Origin of the sequence: Haemophilus sp. HMSC068C11 (genome assembly GCF_001815355.1) — a bacterium.
GTDB lineage: Bacteria > Pseudomonadota > Gammaproteobacteria > Enterobacterales > Pasteurellaceae > Haemophilus_D.
The window spans coordinates 38,912-56,567 of record NZ_KV820361.1; the positions used below are offsets into that span (position 1 = coordinate 38,912).

The window sequence follows — 17,656 nt, forward strand, 5'->3', positions numbered from 1 at the left end:
TAAAATCAATCAATATTGAAGAGAATGATAGGTATAAGCACACAGAGTGTCAAATAAAAGGGGAGAAAGTGCGGTAAAAAAATGGAATGTTTTCAAAAAGAAAGGCGGACAAATTGTCCGCCGAATGGTTAGCAATATTTGCTGTCCGAGTAAAAAAACAGATTAACGTAAAAATGCCGGAATATTTTTTTCATATTCGCTGATGGCATCTTCGTGTTGTAACGTCAAACCGATGTTATCCAAGCCGTTTAACAAACAATGACGGCGGAATTCATCCAGTTCAAAGTGATAGACTTTGTCACCTACAGTGACCGTCATCGCTTCCAAATCTACATGGATTTGTTTGCCCTCATTTGCCCACACCCATTGGAAGATTTCTTCCACTTCTTCTTCGCTTAAACGAATCGGTAACATGTGGTTGTTTAAACTGTTGTTATAGAAAATATCCGCAAAACTTGGTGCGATCATCACTTTGAAACCGTAATCGGCTAATGCCCAAGGCGCATGTTCACGCGAAGAACCACAACCAAGATTTTTACGCGCTAATAAAATGGTCGCGCCTTGATATTGTGGATAATTCAATACGAAATCTGGATTTGGCTTGGTGCCTTCTACATCCAAATAACGCCATTCATGGAATAAGTGTTTGCCGAAACCTACGCGCGTAATGGCTTGTAAAAATTGTTTTGGAATAATTGCATCCGTATCCACGTTTGCCGCATCCAATGGCACTACTAAGCCTGAAAGTTGTTTAAATCCTGCCATTTTCTGCTCCTTAGTTTAATGTGACGTCACGAATATCAACGAATTTACCGAACATTCCCGCTGCCGCAGCCATCGCAGGACTCACCAAGTGAGTACGACCATTACGGCCTTGGCGACCTTCAAAGTTACGGTTTGATGTAGAAGCACAGCGTTCCCATTCGCCTAAGCGGTCATCGTTCATCCCTAAGCACATTGAGCAACCTGGGTTACGCCATTCAGCGCCTGCTTCGATAAAGATTTTATCCAAGCCTTCTTTTTCTGCTTGTTCTTTCACTAAACCAGAGCCTGGTACCACTAAAATACGTTTTACATTGTCGGCTTTTTTACGACCTTTCATGACCGCCGCTGCGGCACGTAAATCTTCGATACGAGCATTGGTGCAAGAGCCAATAAACACTTGATCCACCGGAATGTCTTTTAAATCGGTATTCGGTTCTAAACCGATATAATTCAATGCTTTTTCTGCTGAAGCACGAGTCACAGGATCGGTCATTTCTGCTGGATTTGGCACAGGCTGATCGATACCGATTACTTGGCCTGGGTTTGTTCCCCAAGTTACCTGTGGTGCAATGTCTTTGGCTTCTAACGTGATGACTGTGTCAAATTTTGCATCATCATCGGATTTTAAGGTTTTCCAATAAGCAACAGCATCATCCCAATCTTTACCTTTTGGTGCATGTGGACGACCTTTTAAGTATTCGAAAGTCGTTTCATCTGGTGCGATTAAGCCGGCTTTGGCACCCATTTCTATTGCCATATTACAAACGGTCATACGGCCTTCCATGGAAAGATCACGAATCGCTTCACCGCAGAACTCCACCACATGGCCTGTACCGCCTGCCATGGTGGTTTTACCGATAATGGCAAGAATAATATCTTTTGCGGTAATGCCTGGTGCTACTTTGCCACGCACTTCAATTTTCATATTTTTTGCGCGGGCTTGCTTTAAGGTTTGTGTGGCTAATACGTGTTCTACTTCAGATGTACCAATACCAAATGCCAAGGCACCGAATGCACCGTGGGTGGCGGTATGGGAGTCACCGCAGACGATTGTCATACCTGGTAAGGTTAAGCCTTGTTCAGGCCCCATGACATGCACGATACCTTGTTCTTTTGTGGTCATGTCGAATAATTGAATACCAGTCGCTTTTGTGTTTTTTTCAAGTTCCAATACTTGAATTTTCGCTTGGCCTTCAAGTTTATTTACATCACGTACTTGGGTAGAAATACTGTGATCCATGGTACCGAAGGTTTTACTGACTTGACGTACTTGGCGGCCTGCAACTCGTAAACCATCAAAGGCTTGTGGGCTGGTCACTTCATGGATTAAATGACGGTTAATATACAAAATCGGCGTTTCGCCTTCAGCTTCGTACACCACATGGTCATCGAATAATTTTTCGTAAAGAGTTTTTGCCATAATTTTTCTCAATTCGTTAGGAGCTTTGTTAGAGTAGTAAGTTTTAAATTGTCTGTTGGTATTTTTCTAATCCATTCGCAACTTTAGATGGATAGAACTCTATCACTTGATAATCTGCTATTTTGTGTTGGTGAAATGGATCTTGTTCAATAATTTGATTTACTTCATCAAGATCTTTTGCATTCATAATAATGATTCCACCAGTTCTAGGTTCTTTACGTCCAGACATTAGAAACTTACCTTGTTGATAAAACTTATCTAAAAATGTTCTGTGTTCAGCTAGAAATTCTTCAATTTTCTCTAAAGGTTGAATATAGGTTAATGAAACAATAAACATATAATCTCCTTTTTTCTAGGGACGCTTACTCCCCTTTATTAAATTTGTTAATGGTGGACAAAATGCCCACCCTACGATTAGATTGCTTCAGCAATCAACGTACCCATTTCCGCAGTTGAAACAGGGGCAGAATCATCGGCTAAATCACCCGTACGGTGACCATTTGCTAAGACTTTTTGTACGGCATTTTCAATGGCATCCGCTGCTTCGTTTAAGTTGAAGCTATAACGCAACATCATCGCGGCAGAAAGAATTTGTGCGATTGGGTTGGCAATGCCTTTGCCTGCGATATCTGGTGCAGAACCGCCAGCAGGCTCATATAAGCCGAAACCTTCTTCATTTAAGCTAGCAGATGGCAACATTCCCATAGAGCCCGTGATCATCGCCGCTTCATCAGAAATAATATCACCGAAAATGTTAGAGCAGAGGAGTACATCGAAAGATTCAGGCGCTTTGATTAACTGCATGGTCGCATTGTCAATATAAATATGATCTAAGGTGACTTCAGGGTAGTCTTTCGCTACTTCTGTCACGGTTTCACGCCATAAGATTGAAGCTTGTAATACGTTCGCCTTATCCACAGAAGTCACATGTTTACGACGTTTCATTGCCGCATCAAAAGCAGCACGTGCAATACGCTCGATTTCATATTTGTAATAAACTTCAGTATCGAATGCTTTGGTTTGAGCACCTTCACCTTCGCGACCTTTAGGCTGACCAAAATAAATCCCGCCCGTTAATTCACGCACAACCACCATATCAAATCCTTTCGCTGCAATATCTGCACGTAATGGACAGAATTTTTCTAAACCTTTATAAAGGGTAGCAGGACGAAGATTGCAGAATAATTTGAAATGTTTACGCAATGGTAATAATGCACCGCGTTCTGGTTGTTGATCCGGAGGTAAATTTGTCCATTTAGGGCCACCTACAGAGCCAAACAAAATCGCATCAGCATCATCACAGCCTTTTAAGGTTTCAGCTGGTAATGGGCAACCACAATGATCAATTGCGGCACCACCTACATAAAATTCATTGAAGTTAAGTTTGAAACCGAATTTTTCTTGGACTTTGTTTAATACTTTAATGGCTTCAGCCATCACTTCTGGACCAATACCGTCTCCTGGTAGAACAGCGATGTTGTATGATTGCATATTGTTTTTCCTATTTCAGTCACACTAAAGTGCGGTTAATTTTCTCCCCTCTTTTGTAAAGAGGGGCTGGGGGAGATTTTAACGATATAAAATTTACTGCTGAGGTTGATGTTACTTCTGCTAAATCTCCCCTAACCCCTCTTTGCTAAAGAGGGGGACTCAATTAATTAATGATGTTTATGGCTTTTAATATCGGCGACTTTATGTGCACGATAAATGGCATTAATTGCATGAACTAAAGCAAGTGCGGAAGATTCAACGATGTCTGTCGCTAAACCAACGCCATGGAATTTTCGGCCTTCGTGTTCAACCACGATATCTACCTGACCTAAGGCTTCAGCACCTTCGCCTTTTGCAGTTAAGTTATAGTGGGACATTTTGATATCTAAGCCGGTTAAATTCAAGATCGCATTGTAAACTGCATCAACCGGACCATTACCACCGATAGAAGAGGTGCTTAATTTTTTACCATCCAATTCCACTTGAACAAACGCAGTTGCTGGATATTCTTTAGTGGAATGTGCAGAAAGTTTATCTAACACTAAACGATCCTCATCCCCTTGTTGCATATCGATAAAGGCTAAAGCTTCTAAGTCATAATCGAATACTTGGCCTTTTTTGTCTGCCAATTTTAAGAATGCTTCATACAATTTGTCTAAATCGTAATCTTGTTCGGTGTAGCCCATATCTGCCATATGGCCTTTTACTGCTGCGCGACCTGAACGAGCGGTTAAGTTCAATTTCTCTTTCTTCAAGCCGATAGTTTCTGGTGACATGATTTCGTAGGTATTTTGGTTTTTTAACATACCATCTTGGTGAATACCGGATGAATGTGCGAAAGCGTTTGAACCTACAATCGCTTTATTCGGTTGGATTGGCATATTACAAAGTTGGCTCACCATTTGGCTGACACGATGAATTTCTTGTGTGTTGATACGTGTATCCACGCCCATAAATTCTTGACGAACTTTCATTGCCATCACCACTTCTTCAAGTGAGGTATTGCCTGCGCGTTCACCAATGCCGTTGATAGTACATTCAATTTGACGTGCACCATTTTGTACAGCGGTTAAGGAGTTAGCCGTTGCCATACCCAAGTCATTGTGGCAATGTACGGAAATCACAGCTTTATCGATATTTGGTACGCGGTTACGTACTTCAGCAATAATATTGCCGAATTGATTAGGTAAGCAGAAACCAACAGTGTCAGGAATATTTACAGTTGTTGCACCTGCATTAATTGCCGCTTCAACAATACGACAAATATTGTCGATACCTGTACGGCCTGCATCTTCGCAAGAAAATTCTACATCGTCAGTATAATTACGTGCATGTTTTACTGCGGCTACCGCCATTTCAACCACATCATCAAAGGTACGTTTTAATTTGGCTTCAACGTGTAATGCTGAAACTGCAATAAATGTATGGATACGAAACGCTTCTGCCACTTTTAAGGCTTCAGCTGCAGCATCAATATCTTTAATTACTGCACGGGAAAGTGCCGCAACACGACTATTTTTGATATGGCGTGCAATGGTTTGAACAGATTCAAAATCGCCTTGAGAAGAAACCGGAAAACCGACTTCCATTACATCTACGCCTAAACGTTCAAGTGCTAAAGCAATTTGTAATTTCTCTTTAACGGTTAAGCTAGCTTTTAACGCTTGTTCGCCATCACGCAAGGTGGTATCAAAAATAATAACGCGATCTGTCATAGTATTTTCCTTCTTTTATCACTCAAAGTGCGGTCATTTTTACCGTGATTTTAAAACGAAAAAACCCGCAATCTTAAAAGTGCGGGTTGATAATAGATTTTTTACATAAAGGTGTTTTTTATCCACAACTTAGCCGCACAAAGAATGTGAGAGCAGGAGGTTGAGAGATAAAGAAACAGCTTGGTACATAAAAAGATAATCCTGTAAAAAATTCTGTAAAACGCTGTCCATATTACGGATAAAAATGTTGCTGTCAAATCATTTATCAGTGATTTATATCTAAAATGAATATCTCTACACAATCTTAAAAGTTTATTTCTCTTGATATAAGTTTTTTATCAGAATTAATCTCTAAAAATGGCTTTTAAGAAGCTGTTTTTGTCCTGTTTTATTCCTCGTTTCTGGTATGCCGATTTTTTCTAAAATTTTTTCTCTTTTTGCGATCTGAATCGCAGAATTAAGACAAACTTTTCATTTTTTGAGACAAATCTCGCCATAATTTTCTTTTTAAAGGAGAGAATTATGAGCGATTTTACGTCGATTTTGTTGCGATTGGCTCAAGTGCCCAAATTGGGCAGTGTGCGGATTCAACAAATTTTGGCCCATGTGAATATAGAAGACTTGTTAAATTATGATGAAGTGGCATTTAAACAAATGGGCTGGGATGCGTTGCAGATTCGTCGTTGGTTTCAGCCGGAAATGAAATTTATTGAACCTGCTTTGAGCTGGGCAGAAAAAGAAGGCCATCATTTAATCCACTGTTTTTCAGATGACTATCCTTTTTTACTTAAACAAATTAGTGGCTTTCCACCCTTATTATTTGTGAAAGGCAATTTGACCGCACTTTCTGCTCAGCAAATTGCCATGGTTGGAAGCCGTTATTGTTCGGCTTATGGTGAATATTGGGCAAAATATTTTGCGACAGAGCTTTCTCTCGCAGGATTGACGGTGACGAGTGGGTTGGCTTTAGGTATCGATGGATTTAGCCATCAGGCGGTGGTGGATATTCAAGGGCAGACCATTGCCGTATTGGGCAGCGGATTAGATCACATTTACCCCGCTAAACATCGCCGATTAGCCGAGCAAATTATCGAAAATAACGGGGCATTAGTTTCTGAATTTATCCCTACGCAAGCACCGATTGCTGAAAATTTTCCTCGTCGTAATCGCATTATTAGCGGGCTTTCATTAGGAACATTAGTCATTGAAGCGACAGAGAAAAGCGGTTCATTGATTACAGCGCGTTATGCTTTAGAACAAAATCGCGATATTTTTGCCTTACCAGGGAATATTCAAAGTGAATACAGTCAAGGCTGCCATAAACTGATTAAGCAAGGGGCGATGTTGGTGGAAAATGTCAAAGATATTTTAGATAGCCTCAATCACAGCGTTGTTTTTCAGCCGCCAGTACATACGCCAATCAATCAGTCGGTGGCTCAACCACTTACTGCCAAAATACCTACAGTGGAGCCGAGTCATCCTGAACTTTATCAATATATTACTTATACACCGATAAGTCTTGATGATTTATCTGCAGCATTGAATTTGCCGGTGGATTTGCTTTTAGTGCAGTTATTAGATTTGGAGTTACAAGATTTAATCGTCAATGAGAATGGACTCTATAAGCGGATAGCATAAACGGGGTAGAGCGATGAGGCAATCCTGTGCTAAGATACGGTTCAGTTTTAGAAAGGAGAACCTATGTTAGCCATTATTTCCCCGGCAAAAACCTTAGATTTTGAAAGTGCGGTCAGAAATCTTCCTGTTTCTCAACCGCACTTGACGGATTATAGTGAGCAACTGATTGAAATCTGTCGTCAATTATCTCCCCAAGATCTTTCTTCCTTAATGTCTATCAGCGATAAACTTGCGGGCTTAAATGCCGCTCGTTTTGCTGAATGGACAAAATCTCACAACGAAAAAAATTCACGCGCAGCCATTTGGGCATTCAAAGGTGATGTTTACACCGGTTTGGATGCGGATAGCTTATCTGATGAAGATGTGCAATTCGCACAACGCCATTTACGTATGCTTTCTGGCTTATATGGCTTACTTAAACCCCTTGATTTAATGCAACCTTACCGCTTGGAAATGGGCACGAAGTTAGCGAATCCAAAAGGGAAAGATCTTTATGCTTTTTGGGGTAACATCATCACTCAATCCGTGCAACAAGCGCTTGATGAGCAAGGCGATCGTATTTTGATCAATTTAGCCTCCGATGAATACTATAAATCCGTGAAAGAAAGCCAATTAGAGGCACAGATTGTGAAGCCTGTTTTCTTAGATAATAAGAATGGTAAATACAAAGTGGTCAGCTTTTATGCGAAAAAAGCCCGTGGTTTAATGTGTCGTTTTATCATTCAAAATCGTTTGGAACGTGTTGAACAACTGAAAGAGTTTGACCTAGGTGGTTATTGGTTTGATGCGACATCCTCAACTGAAAAAGAATTTGTATTTAAGCGAGATATCAATGAATAAAATCCTGGTTATATTGACCGCGCTTTTACTCTCAGGTTGTGCGGCAAAAGTGAGTCAGCTTCAAACTCCTGAAAAAATTGAGTACAACGGCAAAACTTATAAACTTACTGCAAGCCAAGATTTGGATACGATTGCGCGTTATGTTTATCTTGCAGAGCCAGATACCTTAGAAAATTGGCAATCTCAAATTGAAGTGTTGCTTGATCGTGATTTATCCCGTTCTATTGAGCAGCGCGTAGCATTACGTGAGAAGGTATACCGTAATTTAGGGGTGAAAGATTTCAAAATCCTTGCGAATTCAACGAATCAGAAAAAGCCTGCCACTGAGTTAAATGCTTATGTCATTTATGCTCCGACAGAACAAAATCCATCTTGGCAAGTGGACATAGCTAAGGGTAAAAATGTGCCACGTTGTGGTTTTGTGCAATATCAATATTCCCAAAAAGTGGAACAAGGTAAGAAATTTCAGCGTTTAAACACAGTAAAAATTGTGAAAAACTTACAAAAGTATTTGGTGGCGAAGGAAAGCAAAACATTACAAAAAGCCGATCTTTCTTGGAAATGTGAAAGTTATTTCCATCACTAAAACTTATACTAGATCAAATTCCACGTAAATTTTAAAAATTTTTCTAGAGCAGAAATAATGGATGGTGTAATCTTGACGCCAATTATTCTTAGAGTTCAAAGTAGGTAAATATGATTAAAAAAATTGCTGTATTAACCAGTGGTGGTGATGCACCAGGTATGAATGCTGCCATTCGTGGCGTTGTTCGTGCAGCTCTTGCAGAAGGGCTTGAAGTATTTGGGATTTATGACGGTTATCAAGGTTTATACAACAATAAAATCAAACAGTTAAACCGCTATAGTGTATCCGATATTATTAACCGTGGTGGTACATTCTTAGGCTCTGCGCGTTTCCCTGAATTTAAAGATCCAGCAGTACGTGAAAAATGTGCAGAAATTTTACGTTCTCACGGTATTGATGCTTTAGTTGTTATCGGTGGTGACGGTTCTTACATGGGGGCTAAATTGCTTACTGAAGAACATGGTTTCCCTTGCGTAGGTATCCCTGGCACAATTGATAACGATGTGGCTGGAACAGATTACACAATCGGTTATGAAACCGCACTACAAACAGCAGTGGATGCCATTGACCGTTTACGTGATACCTCAAGTTCTCACCAACGTATTTCTATTGTGGAAATCATGGGGCGTCACTGTAGTGACTTAACCATTTCGGCAGGTATTGCAGGTGGTTGTGAATATATCGTGGCATCTGAAATGGAATTTAATCGTGAAGAATTAATTCGCCAAATTGAACGCAGTATTATTCGCGGAAAACGTCATGCTATTATTGCGATTACTGAATTAATCACAGATGTACATTCTCTTGCGCGTGAGATTGAAGCGCGCGTAGGCCATGAAACCCGTGCAACCGTATTAGGCCATATTCAACGTGGTGGTTCACCTTGTGCCTTCGACCGTATTTTGGGCTCACGTATGGGCGTATATGCGGTAGATATATTGCTACAAGGTAAAGGTGGCTACTGTGTGGGTATTCAAAATGAAAAATTAGTTCACCACGATATTATTGATGCAATCAACAATATGCGTCGTGAATTTAAAGCAGATTGGTTAGAAATGGCTAAACGCTTAGAATAATCTTTGTAAGGTTATTTAAAAAAATCGGGCTAAAGCAATCATTGTTTTAGCCCGATTTTTATATGCTTAGATTAGGCTTTTAGTTTGTTTTTCTTACGTTGCAAGAAGTACACGAAAACGAGTAATAATGCACAAGCAAGAGACACAATAAACAAGCTACCAAAGAATCCATTCCAGTGGAGAGATTGAATAATCCACGCTAATGGGGCACCTGCCGCTGCCGCACCAATATAGGCGAAGAGACTAACGAAACCGGTAGAAGAACCTGAAGCATGTTTATGAGAGTTTTCAGCCGCAGCCATTGCGATAAGGAATTGCGGACCAAAGATAAAGAATCCCATCAGGAAGAATAAGCCACACATCACAAAATAGTTATCGCTTGGGATGAACCATAATGCTAAGGATGTTGAAATAATACCTAACACATAAATGATGTTCATTTGGGTACGGTTTCCGTTGAAGAATTTATCAGAACCCCATCCCGCAAAAAGTGCGCCTAAGAATCCACCGATTTCAAAGAAAGAGACCGCAGAGTTCGCTTTAAGTAAGTCATAACCGTGGGTTTCTGTTAAATATAAGTTACCCCAGTCATTGATACCGGTACGGATGATATAAATAAAACACCAAGAAAATGCTAATGCCCAGATAATGCTGTTTTTAAACACATAAATTTTAAGAATTTCCCAGTTAGATAAACCTAAACCTTCACTTTCATGTTCTTTTTCAGCAATATCATTACGCCATTCACCGACTGTTGGAAGTCCCATAGATGTTGGGCGATCGCGTAATAAGAAACAAAGGGCAAAACCGATGACACAGGCAATAATCCCTGGCACGATCATACCGTAACGCCATCCCCAATAAAGGGCAACGGCACCAGATAAAATTGGAATGAGTGCACCACCTAAGTTATGTGAGGTATTCCAAATAGCCCACCATAAACCACGTTCATTACGTGAGTACCAAGTATTCAGGATTTTTGAACATGGAGGCCAACCCCAACCTTGGAAAAAGGCGTTGATCATCCAAAGGGTGATAAACATAAAGACAGATGAACTCATGCCGAATAGAATGTTGACGATACCCGTCATCATTAAACCAATCCCCATAAAGTAACGAGGGTTAGAACGGTCACCAAGGACACCTGATAAGAACTTGGATACACCGTAGGTGAGATAAAACGCAGTACCCATGATACCGATATCGGCTTTTTGTAGCCCTAAGTCCGTTAGCATGGCTGGCATAACGAAGTTAAAACTTTTACGAGTAAAATAGAATACGGCATAGCCGATATAACTGGTAATCATCAAATGTAATCGCCAGTAACGATAAGTTTTGTCGATCTCCTCTTTGCTTTTAGTAACCGGTAGATCCGGTGGTACACTGAAGATACCCATAATATTTCTCCTCTAATGATAATAATTCATTCCAGTATATTACAAAGCCGGTTTTCAAAAGGGGACTCAGATCAAAAAATAGGGAATTTATAGGAAAAAATGGCTTGATGAATCGTTGATTTGATTATGATGGAAAAAAGTGCGGTCAACATTTTAGGGTTTTGACCGCACTTTTTTTTAGGATGGTTTTGATATGTTTTATGCTTTACGCTGTAAAATTAAAAAACGACAATCATAGGGATTATCTGCATCCGCTTGACGATATTCTTCAAACTCGATGTTCCATTCTGCCCAATTAATTTCAGGAAAGAACGTATCGCCGTCAATGTCAGCTTGAATTTGCGTGAGATACAATTTATCAGCTTTAGGTAAATATTGTTTAAATAACTCCCCCCCGCCAATCAGCATAATTTCATCAAATTCTTTAACAAAATCGACCGCACTTTCAAAATTCTCTTTCCAGATGACACCTTCATGTTCGTAAGGTGTACGTGAAAGGACAATATTGGTACGTTTCGGCAGTGGACGACCAATGCTTTCAAAGGTTTTACGGCCCATAATTACCGGTTTGCCCGTAGTATTTTTACGAAACCAGGCTAAATCGGCAGGTAAGTGCCAAGGCATTTGATTATCTTTTCCGATGACGTTATTTTTTGTTGTCGCAACGATCAAACTTAATGTCATATTTTCTATCCCATTTTTCTTTTTTTGCACTATATCATAGGTATTCACAAAATCTGAATTCGAGATGGGATTTTTCGTGATTTTTATTTATTTTAGTGCTAATTTAACGCCAATTTACTATTTTTTTATTGAGGACAAACTATGTCGGCAAATCGCAAAACAATCGTCGTAAAATTTGGTACTAGCACATTAACACATGGTTCTCCAAAATTGAATGCGCCTCACATGGTCGATATTGTTCGCCAGATTGCCCAGCTTCATCAAGCGGGTTTTCGTGTCGTGATTGTGACATCAGGTGCGATTGCCGCTGGACGACATTATTTAAATCATCCTCAACTTCCTCCAACTATTGCCTCAAAGCAGCTTTTAGCTGCAGTAGGGCAGAGTCAACTGATTCAAGCCTGGGAAAAATTATTTGCGATTTATGATATTCATATTGGACAAATTTTATTAACTCGTGCCGATATTGAAGATCGTGAACGTTTTTTAAATGCGCGCGATACATTACATGCTCTGTTAGACAATCAGATTATTCCTGTGATTAACGAGAATGATGCGGTAGCAACGGCTGAGATTAAAGTAGGGGATAACGATAACTTATCGGCGTTAGTTGCGATTTTAGTGCAAGCAGAACAACTTTACTTATTAACGGATCAACAAGGCTTATACGAAAGCGATCCTCGTAAAAATCCAGATGCGAAATTGATTCCAGTGGTTGAGCAAATTACTGATCATATTCGTTCGATTGCAGGCGGTAGTGGTACAAACCTTGGTACTGGCGGGATGAGTACAAAAATTATTGCAGCAGATGTGGCAACGCGTTCAGGTATTGAAACGATAATTGCACCAGGTAGCCGACCTGATGTGATTGTGGATTTAGCCTACGATAAACCAATTGGTACGAAATTTATTGCACATCATTCAGATCGTCTCGAAAGTCGTAAACAGTGGTTATTTGCAGCTCCATCAGCGGGTATGCTGACGATTGATGAGGGTGCTGAAAATGCCATGTTAGTACAGAATAAATCGTTGTTGCCTGCAGGGATTACGGCTGTGGAAGGGCGTTTCTCACGTGGTGAAGTCGTCAAAATTAAGAATACCTCAGGTAAAGTGATTGCACTCGGTATGCCGCGTTATAACAGCGATGCGTTGGAATTAATCAAAGGGAAAAAATCCCAAGAAATTGAACAAATTCTTGGCTATGAGTATGGTGCAGTTGCGTTACATCGTGATGACATGATTGTGCTATAGCTTAAAATAGAAATCGGATCTCTTATATTTTCTGAACCTTCCTTTTATTTTGTTGGTCTATAAAACCATAAAAAGGGCAATAACCCGATATTAAGTAGTAAAAGGAGACAACATGAGATTAATAGCGACCGTTTTAGCTGTTGGGCTATTAAGTGCTTGTACGCAGGGCTATTATGTAAAACATCGTAGCCCAATTTCAGTGAGCAAACACGTAAAACGTTTAAATACGACGGTTTGTCATGATAAAGATGACTGGTATTTAGATGGTTATCGTGTAGGAAAAGATTTCCAAGCGCAAAGCCAATCTCAATTGAATAAACGAATTAATTATTGTGGCCGACGTGTACCTGAAGAGCTGAGAACCGCATGGTTTAATGGTTTTGATGCAGGCTCAAATGGCGTTCAGATTGATATAGAGGGTTATGATGAGGATGCTCTCTTAACCTATGATTATGACGATGATGATCGTTATAGCGAAGACGAAGAAGAATAAAAAAAGTGCGGTTAAAATTAACCGCACTTTTTCTTTTTAAAGGATATCGAGTAATTCAACTTCAAATACTAAGGTTGAGAATGGTGGGATAGATGCACCTGCACCACGTTCACCGTAAGCAAGTTCGTGTGGAATAGTGAGTTTCCATTTAGAACCAACAGGCATCATTTGTAATGCTTCAACCCAACCACGAATTACGCCATTTACTGGGAATTCAGCTGGTGCACCACGAGCAACAGAGCTATCGAATACAGTACCATCTGGTAATGTACCAGTGTAGTGAACACGTACTTTATCAGTTGCAGATGGTTTGTTTCCGTTACCTTCGGTTAAAATTTCGTATTGTAAACCGCTGTCAGTCACGTTTACACCTGCTTTTTTCGCGTTTTCTTCTAAGAATTTTTTACCTTCTTCTTCAATCGCTTTGAATTGCGCTTGTTGTGCTTCAGCCGCTTGTTGTTGAAGTGCTTGAACAGAATGCATTAAATCATTAATTTCTAATGCAGGTTGATTACGGTTTAACGCATCGAAAATACCTTTTGCTACCGCTTCAACAGAAATATCCATTTGGCTATCAGCTAATTGCTGACCGATTTGTAAACCGATACCGTAGCTGCCTTTTTCAGAAATACTTTCTAATTTTACTTGTTCAAAAATTTGAGCTGTCATGTTTTTTCCTTTGTTGTAAAACTATTTTTTCAATGCCAAGATTTCACCCATGCGAACAGGTTCATCAACACTTAAATGATCGGCAATTTTCACTTGGCCGGCTTGGAATAGATTAATCACGGTAGAACCAAGTTGGAACCAACCCATTTCTTGACCTTTGCTTAATTTAACCGCACTTTCGCCTTCATAAGTCCAGACTTTCACTTCGTTATGACGTGGTGGGTTAATAACGCCAGCCCAAACAGTGCCAATACTTGCGGTGATTGTCGCACCTACTAAGATTTGTACCATAGTACCGAATTCAGTATCAAAGACACAAATCACACGCTCATTACGTGCAAAGAGGTTCGGCACATGTTTCGCTAAAAACGGATTGACGGAGAATAAATCACCCGGCACGTAAATCATTTTGCGAAGTGTACCATCACATGGCATATGTACACGGTGATAATCACGTGGTGATAAATAAGTGGTGACGAATTCCCCATTTTTAAAGGTCTCGGTTAAATCTTTATCTTCCGCTAATAAATCATTTAAGCTGAAGAAGTGACCTTTTGCTTGTAATAGGCAGTCATCTTCAATGTGTCCACATTCACTTACACGGCCATCCGCAGGGCAACAAAGTGCGGTTGGATTTTGGTTAATTGGTCGTGCATTTTCCTTTAATGGACGGATAAAGAATTCATTAAAACTGGCGTAATCACTGAATTTTTCTTTTTCAGCAATGCTCATATCAATGTTGTATTTTTTTGCAAACGCTTTAATCACAAAATGTGTCACGGCGCCCCATTTTTGTTTAGCTAACCAACCTGCTGCTTGTGTCATATAGATTTGCGGCATCACATATTGAAATGCAACTTTTAGGCGTTGCCAATAAGAAATTGGGTTCATTGATTTCTCCGATAAGATTAAAAAGTTGGGCGATTATAACAACTTATTTCACTTGTGCAATGTTAGTCGATGTTTTTGCGTAAGATACAAGCAAGAAGCCGACATTTGTCGGCCTCTTTTACGTTTATAAAATCATTTTGACTAATTTGTCTGCTTGAATTCGTGCAAATTTTTTCAACAGTTTTTGCACCGGTTCAGGATATTGCGTTAATTCTTCTAATTCAGAATAATCTTGCAATACTTTGGTATGTTGGCGGATGTGCGACAATTCTTTTTCCGCTTGTGGCAGAAGTTCTTGTTTTGGATCGTGGATTAATAATCCATTTTCCGCATCTAAACGCCATGCGCGAGGATTTAGGTTGTTCCCTGTTAAAAGAATATACTGATTGTCCACCCAAACACCTTTGAGGTGATAGGTGTTATCTCCATCTTTCCATAAACGCACCGTTAAATGACCGTTTTTAATGTAAGCATCAAATTTCTCGCAGAAACGACGAAGATTACTTTCATATAAATAAGGCAATGCGCCTGCCATTTTAAATGGCTGCTCTGGTGGGATATAGAAATCGTTCGCAACTTTATCACCTACGATAATTTCGACACGTTTTCCTTGTTCTAATAAGCGGGCAAGTTTACTTCTTAGCGTGCGAGGGAAGTTGAAATAAGGCGTGCAAATCACCAATTTTTCCTGAACTTGTAAGAATAAATCTTCAATAACTTGGTTTAATTCATTGCCTGATGCACCTAAACCAAAAAGAGGTGAAATGGTTAAAACATCTGAAAAACCAACCGCACTTTCCAATTGATATTCCGCATGGGCAGATAAGTTTTTACGATAAGCTTTTATTGCACTACGAATTTCTTTGGTGCGAGGGCGATTAGCCACATCTAATGGATGTACCGCACTGAAATCCAATAAATAATCATTAATAAAATTAACCATAGAGTCTGCCAGTGCAGCATTATGGATTTTTTGATAGCGGTCGTAGCGGTATTTATCTTGTTGTTGTAAATACACGTTATTGATACTTGCGCCGCTATAAAGCACGGTATCATCAAACACAAAGCCTTTAATATGTAATACACCAAAGACTTCGCGAGTATTAATTGGCACACCGAAGAACATATTGGGTTCATCGGGAAGTTGATAGGTTTGGCGTTGTTCACAATACCAATCAGCGTTAGTGGCAGATTTTTCTGCACCGAGTAAATTGCGTTGTCCGCGATGCCAATCTACTAAAATTTTCACATCCAATTCTGGATGATCTTGTTTTACGCGATAAATCTCATTGAGAATTTCTTGTCCTGCTTCATCTTTTTGCCAATAAAGCGCGGTCACGTAAATACGTTTTTTAGCTTGGCGAATTAATTCTATAATTTGTGCTTTGAATTCAAGCGGACTAAACAGAAACTCAACCTGCTCTGCCTGTAAAGGAAGAAAAGGTAAATTTTTTAAATTTTGTTCTGCTCGTTTAGCTTTATTGATTAACATAATCTATCTCTACACTAAAAATTAATGCTCTAGTTTACAATATTTCCTTTGTGGATTGATAGAAAAAAGGTTTTTTTTCGTTATAATGCTCACAAATTTTCGCATTTTTTGGCGAATTATTATCCAATTTTTCCTTCGAGAAGCAAATTATGAGCAATTCACGCAAACCATCATTCCAAACAAACCCCACCAAATCTTTTCAAGAGCGTAGCCCAAAACGAACATTTAATGATAAAGAGCGTCGCTTTGATGATCGTCGTAATAATGAAAAACGTGAGGGAAATCGACCGCACTTTGATAAAAAACGGGATGATCGTAAACCTTCTCGTGGCTTCCAACAGCAAGAAGTGAGAGAACCGAAAATTGCTGAACTTTCATTAAATAAAGCGAATGGAGAAAGTGGCTCGGTAAAAGTAACGGTGAAAAGTACGGGCGTGAGTTATAAACCGAAAGAAAAGAAAACGGGCGCATTATCACCACGAGCACCTGAGAAAATTAAAAAGAACCGCGCTGAAGAAATGAAAGTGTATGGTGAAAATGCGTGTTTAGAATTGTTTGCTGAGCGTCCGGAGAGCATTGTTCGCGTATGGGCAACGGTGCAAATGGCACATCGAATTGGCGAGATTTTCAGTTATTTAGCCGCAAATAAAAAAGTGTATCACGTGGTAGATAACGATGAGTTGAGCTTAGTGAGTGGTACCGAGCATCATGGCGGCATTTGTATGTTAGTGAAAAAACAACGAACTTTTTCTTTGCAAGGTTATTTAGATGTGCCGCGTCAAGAAGACTGCTTAGTCGTGCTTGATCAAGTCAATAATGCGCAAAACCTAGGTGGCGTTGTGCGTACTTGCGCTTTCTACGGCATTAAAAATGTGGTGACAAATCAAGTTGAACAGCTTTATGCGCCCGCTGCTATGCGTGTGGCTGAAGGCGGAATGGAGCATATTCGTATTTTAGAAACAGAAAGTACTGAAATCGCTTTAGAGGCCTTACGCAAAGCTGGCTATCAGATTATTCATGTATCAACCAATAAACAAGGTGTGGCGTTGGAACAACTCAAATTTGCAGAGAAAGTCGCATTGGTATTGAGCGAAGGTAGTACGGATGATATTCGTGAGAAACAAGATGTAAATGTGCGTCTTTCTTTAAGCAATCCATTAAAAACCGGATTAAATATTGCAGTAAACACAGGGATTTTATTAGCACATTGGTATGTGAAATAACCTTAAGTGCGGTTATTTTGAGGTT

General features: G+C 39.8%; 17 protein-coding genes. 7 read left to right on the plus strand and 10 right to left on the minus strand.

Translation table 11 applies throughout. The features are described from left to right. Window positions 1-162: 162 nt before the first annotated feature. The 5 genes from leuD to leuA all read right to left on the minus strand — a co-directional run bounded on the left by leuD (window position 163) and on the right by leuA (window position 5,391). A complete protein-coding gene (gene leuD, locus HMPREF3020_RS03965; protein ID WP_005696826.1) occupies window positions 163-765 on the minus strand; it encodes a 3-isopropylmalate dehydratase small subunit in 603 nt (200 codons plus the stop codon). Between the two features lie 10 nt (window positions 766-775). Continuing rightward, window positions 776-2,185, minus strand: coding sequence for a 3-isopropylmalate dehydratase large subunit (leuC, locus tag HMPREF3020_RS03970; protein WP_070775631.1), 1,410 nt, complete (start codon window positions 2,183-2,185; stop codon window positions 776-778). 43 nt (window positions 2,186-2,228) lie between these two features. Next, a complete protein-coding gene (locus HMPREF3020_RS03975) occupies window positions 2,229-2,522 on the minus strand; it encodes a YciI family protein (protein WP_049383187.1) in 294 nt (97 codons plus the stop codon). Between the two features lie 77 nt (window positions 2,523-2,599). Beyond that, on the minus strand, window positions 2,600-3,676 hold the full coding sequence (gene leuB / locus HMPREF3020_RS03980) for a 3-isopropylmalate dehydrogenase (protein ID WP_070775632.1): 1,077 nt from the start codon (window positions 3,674-3,676) through the stop codon (window positions 2,600-2,602). A gap of 167 nt (window positions 3,677-3,843) precedes the next feature. Next, a complete protein-coding gene (leuA, locus tag HMPREF3020_RS03985) occupies window positions 3,844-5,391 on the minus strand; it encodes a 2-isopropylmalate synthase (RefSeq protein WP_005696823.1) in 1,548 nt (515 codons plus the stop codon). Window positions 5,392-5,913: 522 nt separating this feature from the next. Here leuA and dprA point away from each other — a divergent pair. The 4 genes from dprA (at window position 5,914) to pfkA (ending at window position 9,531) form a co-directional block, all read left to right on the plus strand. Next, window positions 5,914-7,029, plus strand: coding sequence for a DNA-processing protein DprA (gene dprA, locus HMPREF3020_RS03990; protein ID WP_070775633.1), 1,116 nt, complete (start codon window positions 5,914-5,916; stop codon window positions 7,027-7,029). Window positions 7,030-7,092: 63 nt separating this feature from the next. After that, the gene (gene yaaA / locus HMPREF3020_RS03995; protein ID WP_049375008.1) at window positions 7,093-7,869 is read left to right on the plus strand and encodes a peroxide stress protein YaaA; all 777 of its coding nucleotides are present in this window, start codon (window positions 7,093-7,095) and stop codon (window positions 7,867-7,869) included. Then, a complete protein-coding gene (locus HMPREF3020_RS04000; RefSeq protein ID WP_070775634.1) occupies window positions 7,862-8,455 on the plus strand; it encodes a hypothetical protein in 594 nt (197 codons plus the stop codon). The genes yaaA and HMPREF3020_RS04000 overlap by 8 nt, the downstream gene beginning before the upstream one ends. A gap of 110 nt (window positions 8,456-8,565) precedes the next feature. Further along, window positions 8,566-9,531 carry a 6-phosphofructokinase gene (pfkA, locus tag HMPREF3020_RS04005; protein WP_070582998.1) on the plus strand — a complete coding sequence of 322 codons (966 nt, stop codon included), beginning with the start codon at window positions 8,566-8,568 and terminating at the stop codon, window positions 9,529-9,531. A 71-nt stretch (window positions 9,532-9,602) separates the two neighbouring features. On the opposite strand, the gene uhpC is transcribed toward pfkA, so the two are convergent. Both uhpC and folA read right to left on the minus strand, forming a co-directional pair. Continuing rightward, entirely contained in the window at window positions 9,603-10,928 is a 1,326-nt protein-coding gene (uhpC, locus tag HMPREF3020_RS04010) for an MFS transporter family glucose-6-phosphate receptor UhpC (RefSeq protein ID WP_070775635.1), read from the minus strand. Between the two features lie 198 nt (window positions 10,929-11,126). Further along, a complete protein-coding gene (gene folA, locus HMPREF3020_RS04015; RefSeq protein ID WP_070775636.1) occupies window positions 11,127-11,612 on the minus strand; it encodes a type 3 dihydrofolate reductase in 486 nt (161 codons plus the stop codon). Between the two features lie 141 nt (window positions 11,613-11,753). On the opposite strand from folA, the gene proB reads away from it, so the two are divergent. After that, window positions 11,754-12,863 carry a glutamate 5-kinase gene (gene proB, locus HMPREF3020_RS04020; RefSeq protein ID WP_049365631.1) on the plus strand — a complete coding sequence of 370 codons (1,110 nt, stop codon included), beginning with the start codon at window positions 11,754-11,756 and terminating at the stop codon, window positions 12,861-12,863. A gap of 112 nt (window positions 12,864-12,975) precedes the next feature. Further along, window positions 12,976-13,356: a hypothetical protein gene (locus tag HMPREF3020_RS04025; protein WP_005696814.1), complete on the plus strand. Its 381-nt coding sequence runs from the start codon at window positions 12,976-12,978 to the stop codon at window positions 13,354-13,356. A 36-nt stretch (window positions 13,357-13,392) separates the two neighbouring features. Here the strand turns inward: HMPREF3020_RS04025 and HMPREF3020_RS04030 are convergent, their stop codons facing one another. The 3 genes from HMPREF3020_RS04030 to pssA all read right to left on the minus strand — a co-directional run bounded on the left by HMPREF3020_RS04030 (window position 13,393) and on the right by pssA (window position 16,408). Beyond that, window positions 13,393-14,025 (minus strand): BamJ family beta-barrel-assembly machinery protein, encoded by a 633-nt coding sequence (locus HMPREF3020_RS04030; RefSeq protein ID WP_054419202.1) that lies wholly within the window; start codon window positions 14,023-14,025, stop codon window positions 13,393-13,395. Between the two features lie 21 nt (window positions 14,026-14,046). Then, complete coding sequence (asd, locus tag HMPREF3020_RS04035) at window positions 14,047-14,916, minus strand: archaetidylserine decarboxylase (RefSeq protein ID WP_070775637.1); 870 nt, start codon at window positions 14,914-14,916, stop codon at window positions 14,047-14,049. Window positions 14,917-15,040: 124 nt separating this feature from the next. Next, window positions 15,041-16,408: a CDP-diacylglycerol--serine O-phosphatidyltransferase gene (pssA, locus tag HMPREF3020_RS04040; RefSeq protein ID WP_070775638.1), complete on the minus strand. Its 1,368-nt coding sequence runs from the start codon at window positions 16,406-16,408 to the stop codon at window positions 15,041-15,043. 149 nt (window positions 16,409-16,557) lie between these two features. Here pssA and HMPREF3020_RS04045 point away from each other — a divergent pair, with 149 nt between their 5' ends. Continuing rightward, entirely contained in the window at window positions 16,558-17,631 is a 1,074-nt protein-coding gene (locus tag HMPREF3020_RS04045) for a tRNA/rRNA methyltransferase (protein WP_070775639.1), read from the plus strand. Window positions 17,632-17,656: the final 25 nt, after the last annotated feature.

Excerpts from the sequence above, each read along its gene's own strand:
- proB (WP_049365631.1), top strand. The coding sequence starts at position 11,754 with ATGTCGGCAAATCGCAAAACAATCGTCGTAAAATTTGGTACTAGCACA.
- uhpC (WP_070775635.1), bottom strand. The coding sequence starts at position 10,928 with ATGGGTATCTTCAGTGTACCACCGGATCTACCGGTTACTAAAAGCAAA.
- leuD (WP_005696826.1), bottom strand. The coding sequence starts at position 765 with ATGGCAGGATTTAAACAACTTTCAGGCTTAGTAGTGCCATTGGATGCG.
- asd (WP_070775637.1), bottom strand. The coding sequence starts at position 14,916 with ATGAACCCAATTTCTTATTGGCAACGCCTAAAAGTTGCATTTCAATAT.
- HMPREF3020_RS04025 (WP_005696814.1), top strand. The coding sequence starts at position 12,976 with ATGAGATTAATAGCGACCGTTTTAGCTGTTGGGCTATTAAGTGCTTGT.
- pssA (WP_070775638.1), bottom strand. The coding sequence starts at position 16,408 with ATGTTAATCAATAAAGCTAAACGAGCAGAACAAAATTTAAAAAATTTA.
- HMPREF3020_RS04000 (WP_070775634.1), top strand. The coding sequence starts at position 7,862 with ATGAATAAAATCCTGGTTATATTGACCGCGCTTTTACTCTCAGGTTGT.
- HMPREF3020_RS04045 (WP_070775639.1), top strand. The coding sequence starts at position 16,558 with ATGAGCAATTCACGCAAACCATCATTCCAAACAAACCCCACCAAATCT.
- leuB (WP_070775632.1), bottom strand. The coding sequence starts at position 3,676 with ATGCAATCATACAACATCGCTGTTCTACCAGGAGACGGTATTGGTCCA.
- dprA (WP_070775633.1), top strand. The coding sequence starts at position 5,914 with ATGAGCGATTTTACGTCGATTTTGTTGCGATTGGCTCAAGTGCCCAAA.
- leuC (WP_070775631.1), bottom strand. The coding sequence starts at position 2,185 with ATGGCAAAAACTCTTTACGAAAAATTATTCGATGACCATGTGGTGTAC.
- folA (WP_070775636.1), bottom strand. The coding sequence starts at position 11,612 with ATGACATTAAGTTTGATCGTTGCGACAACAAAAAATAACGTCATCGGA.
- pfkA (WP_070582998.1), top strand. The coding sequence starts at position 8,566 with ATGATTAAAAAAATTGCTGTATTAACCAGTGGTGGTGATGCACCAGGT.
- yaaA (WP_049375008.1), top strand. The coding sequence starts at position 7,093 with ATGTTAGCCATTATTTCCCCGGCAAAAACCTTAGATTTTGAAAGTGCG.
- HMPREF3020_RS04030 (WP_054419202.1), bottom strand. The coding sequence starts at position 14,025 with ATGACAGCTCAAATTTTTGAACAAGTAAAATTAGAAAGTATTTCTGAA.
- HMPREF3020_RS03975 (WP_049383187.1), bottom strand. The coding sequence starts at position 2,522 with ATGTTTATTGTTTCATTAACCTATATTCAACCTTTAGAGAAAATTGAA.
- leuA (WP_005696823.1), bottom strand. The coding sequence starts at position 5,391 with ATGACAGATCGCGTTATTATTTTTGATACCACCTTGCGTGATGGCGAA.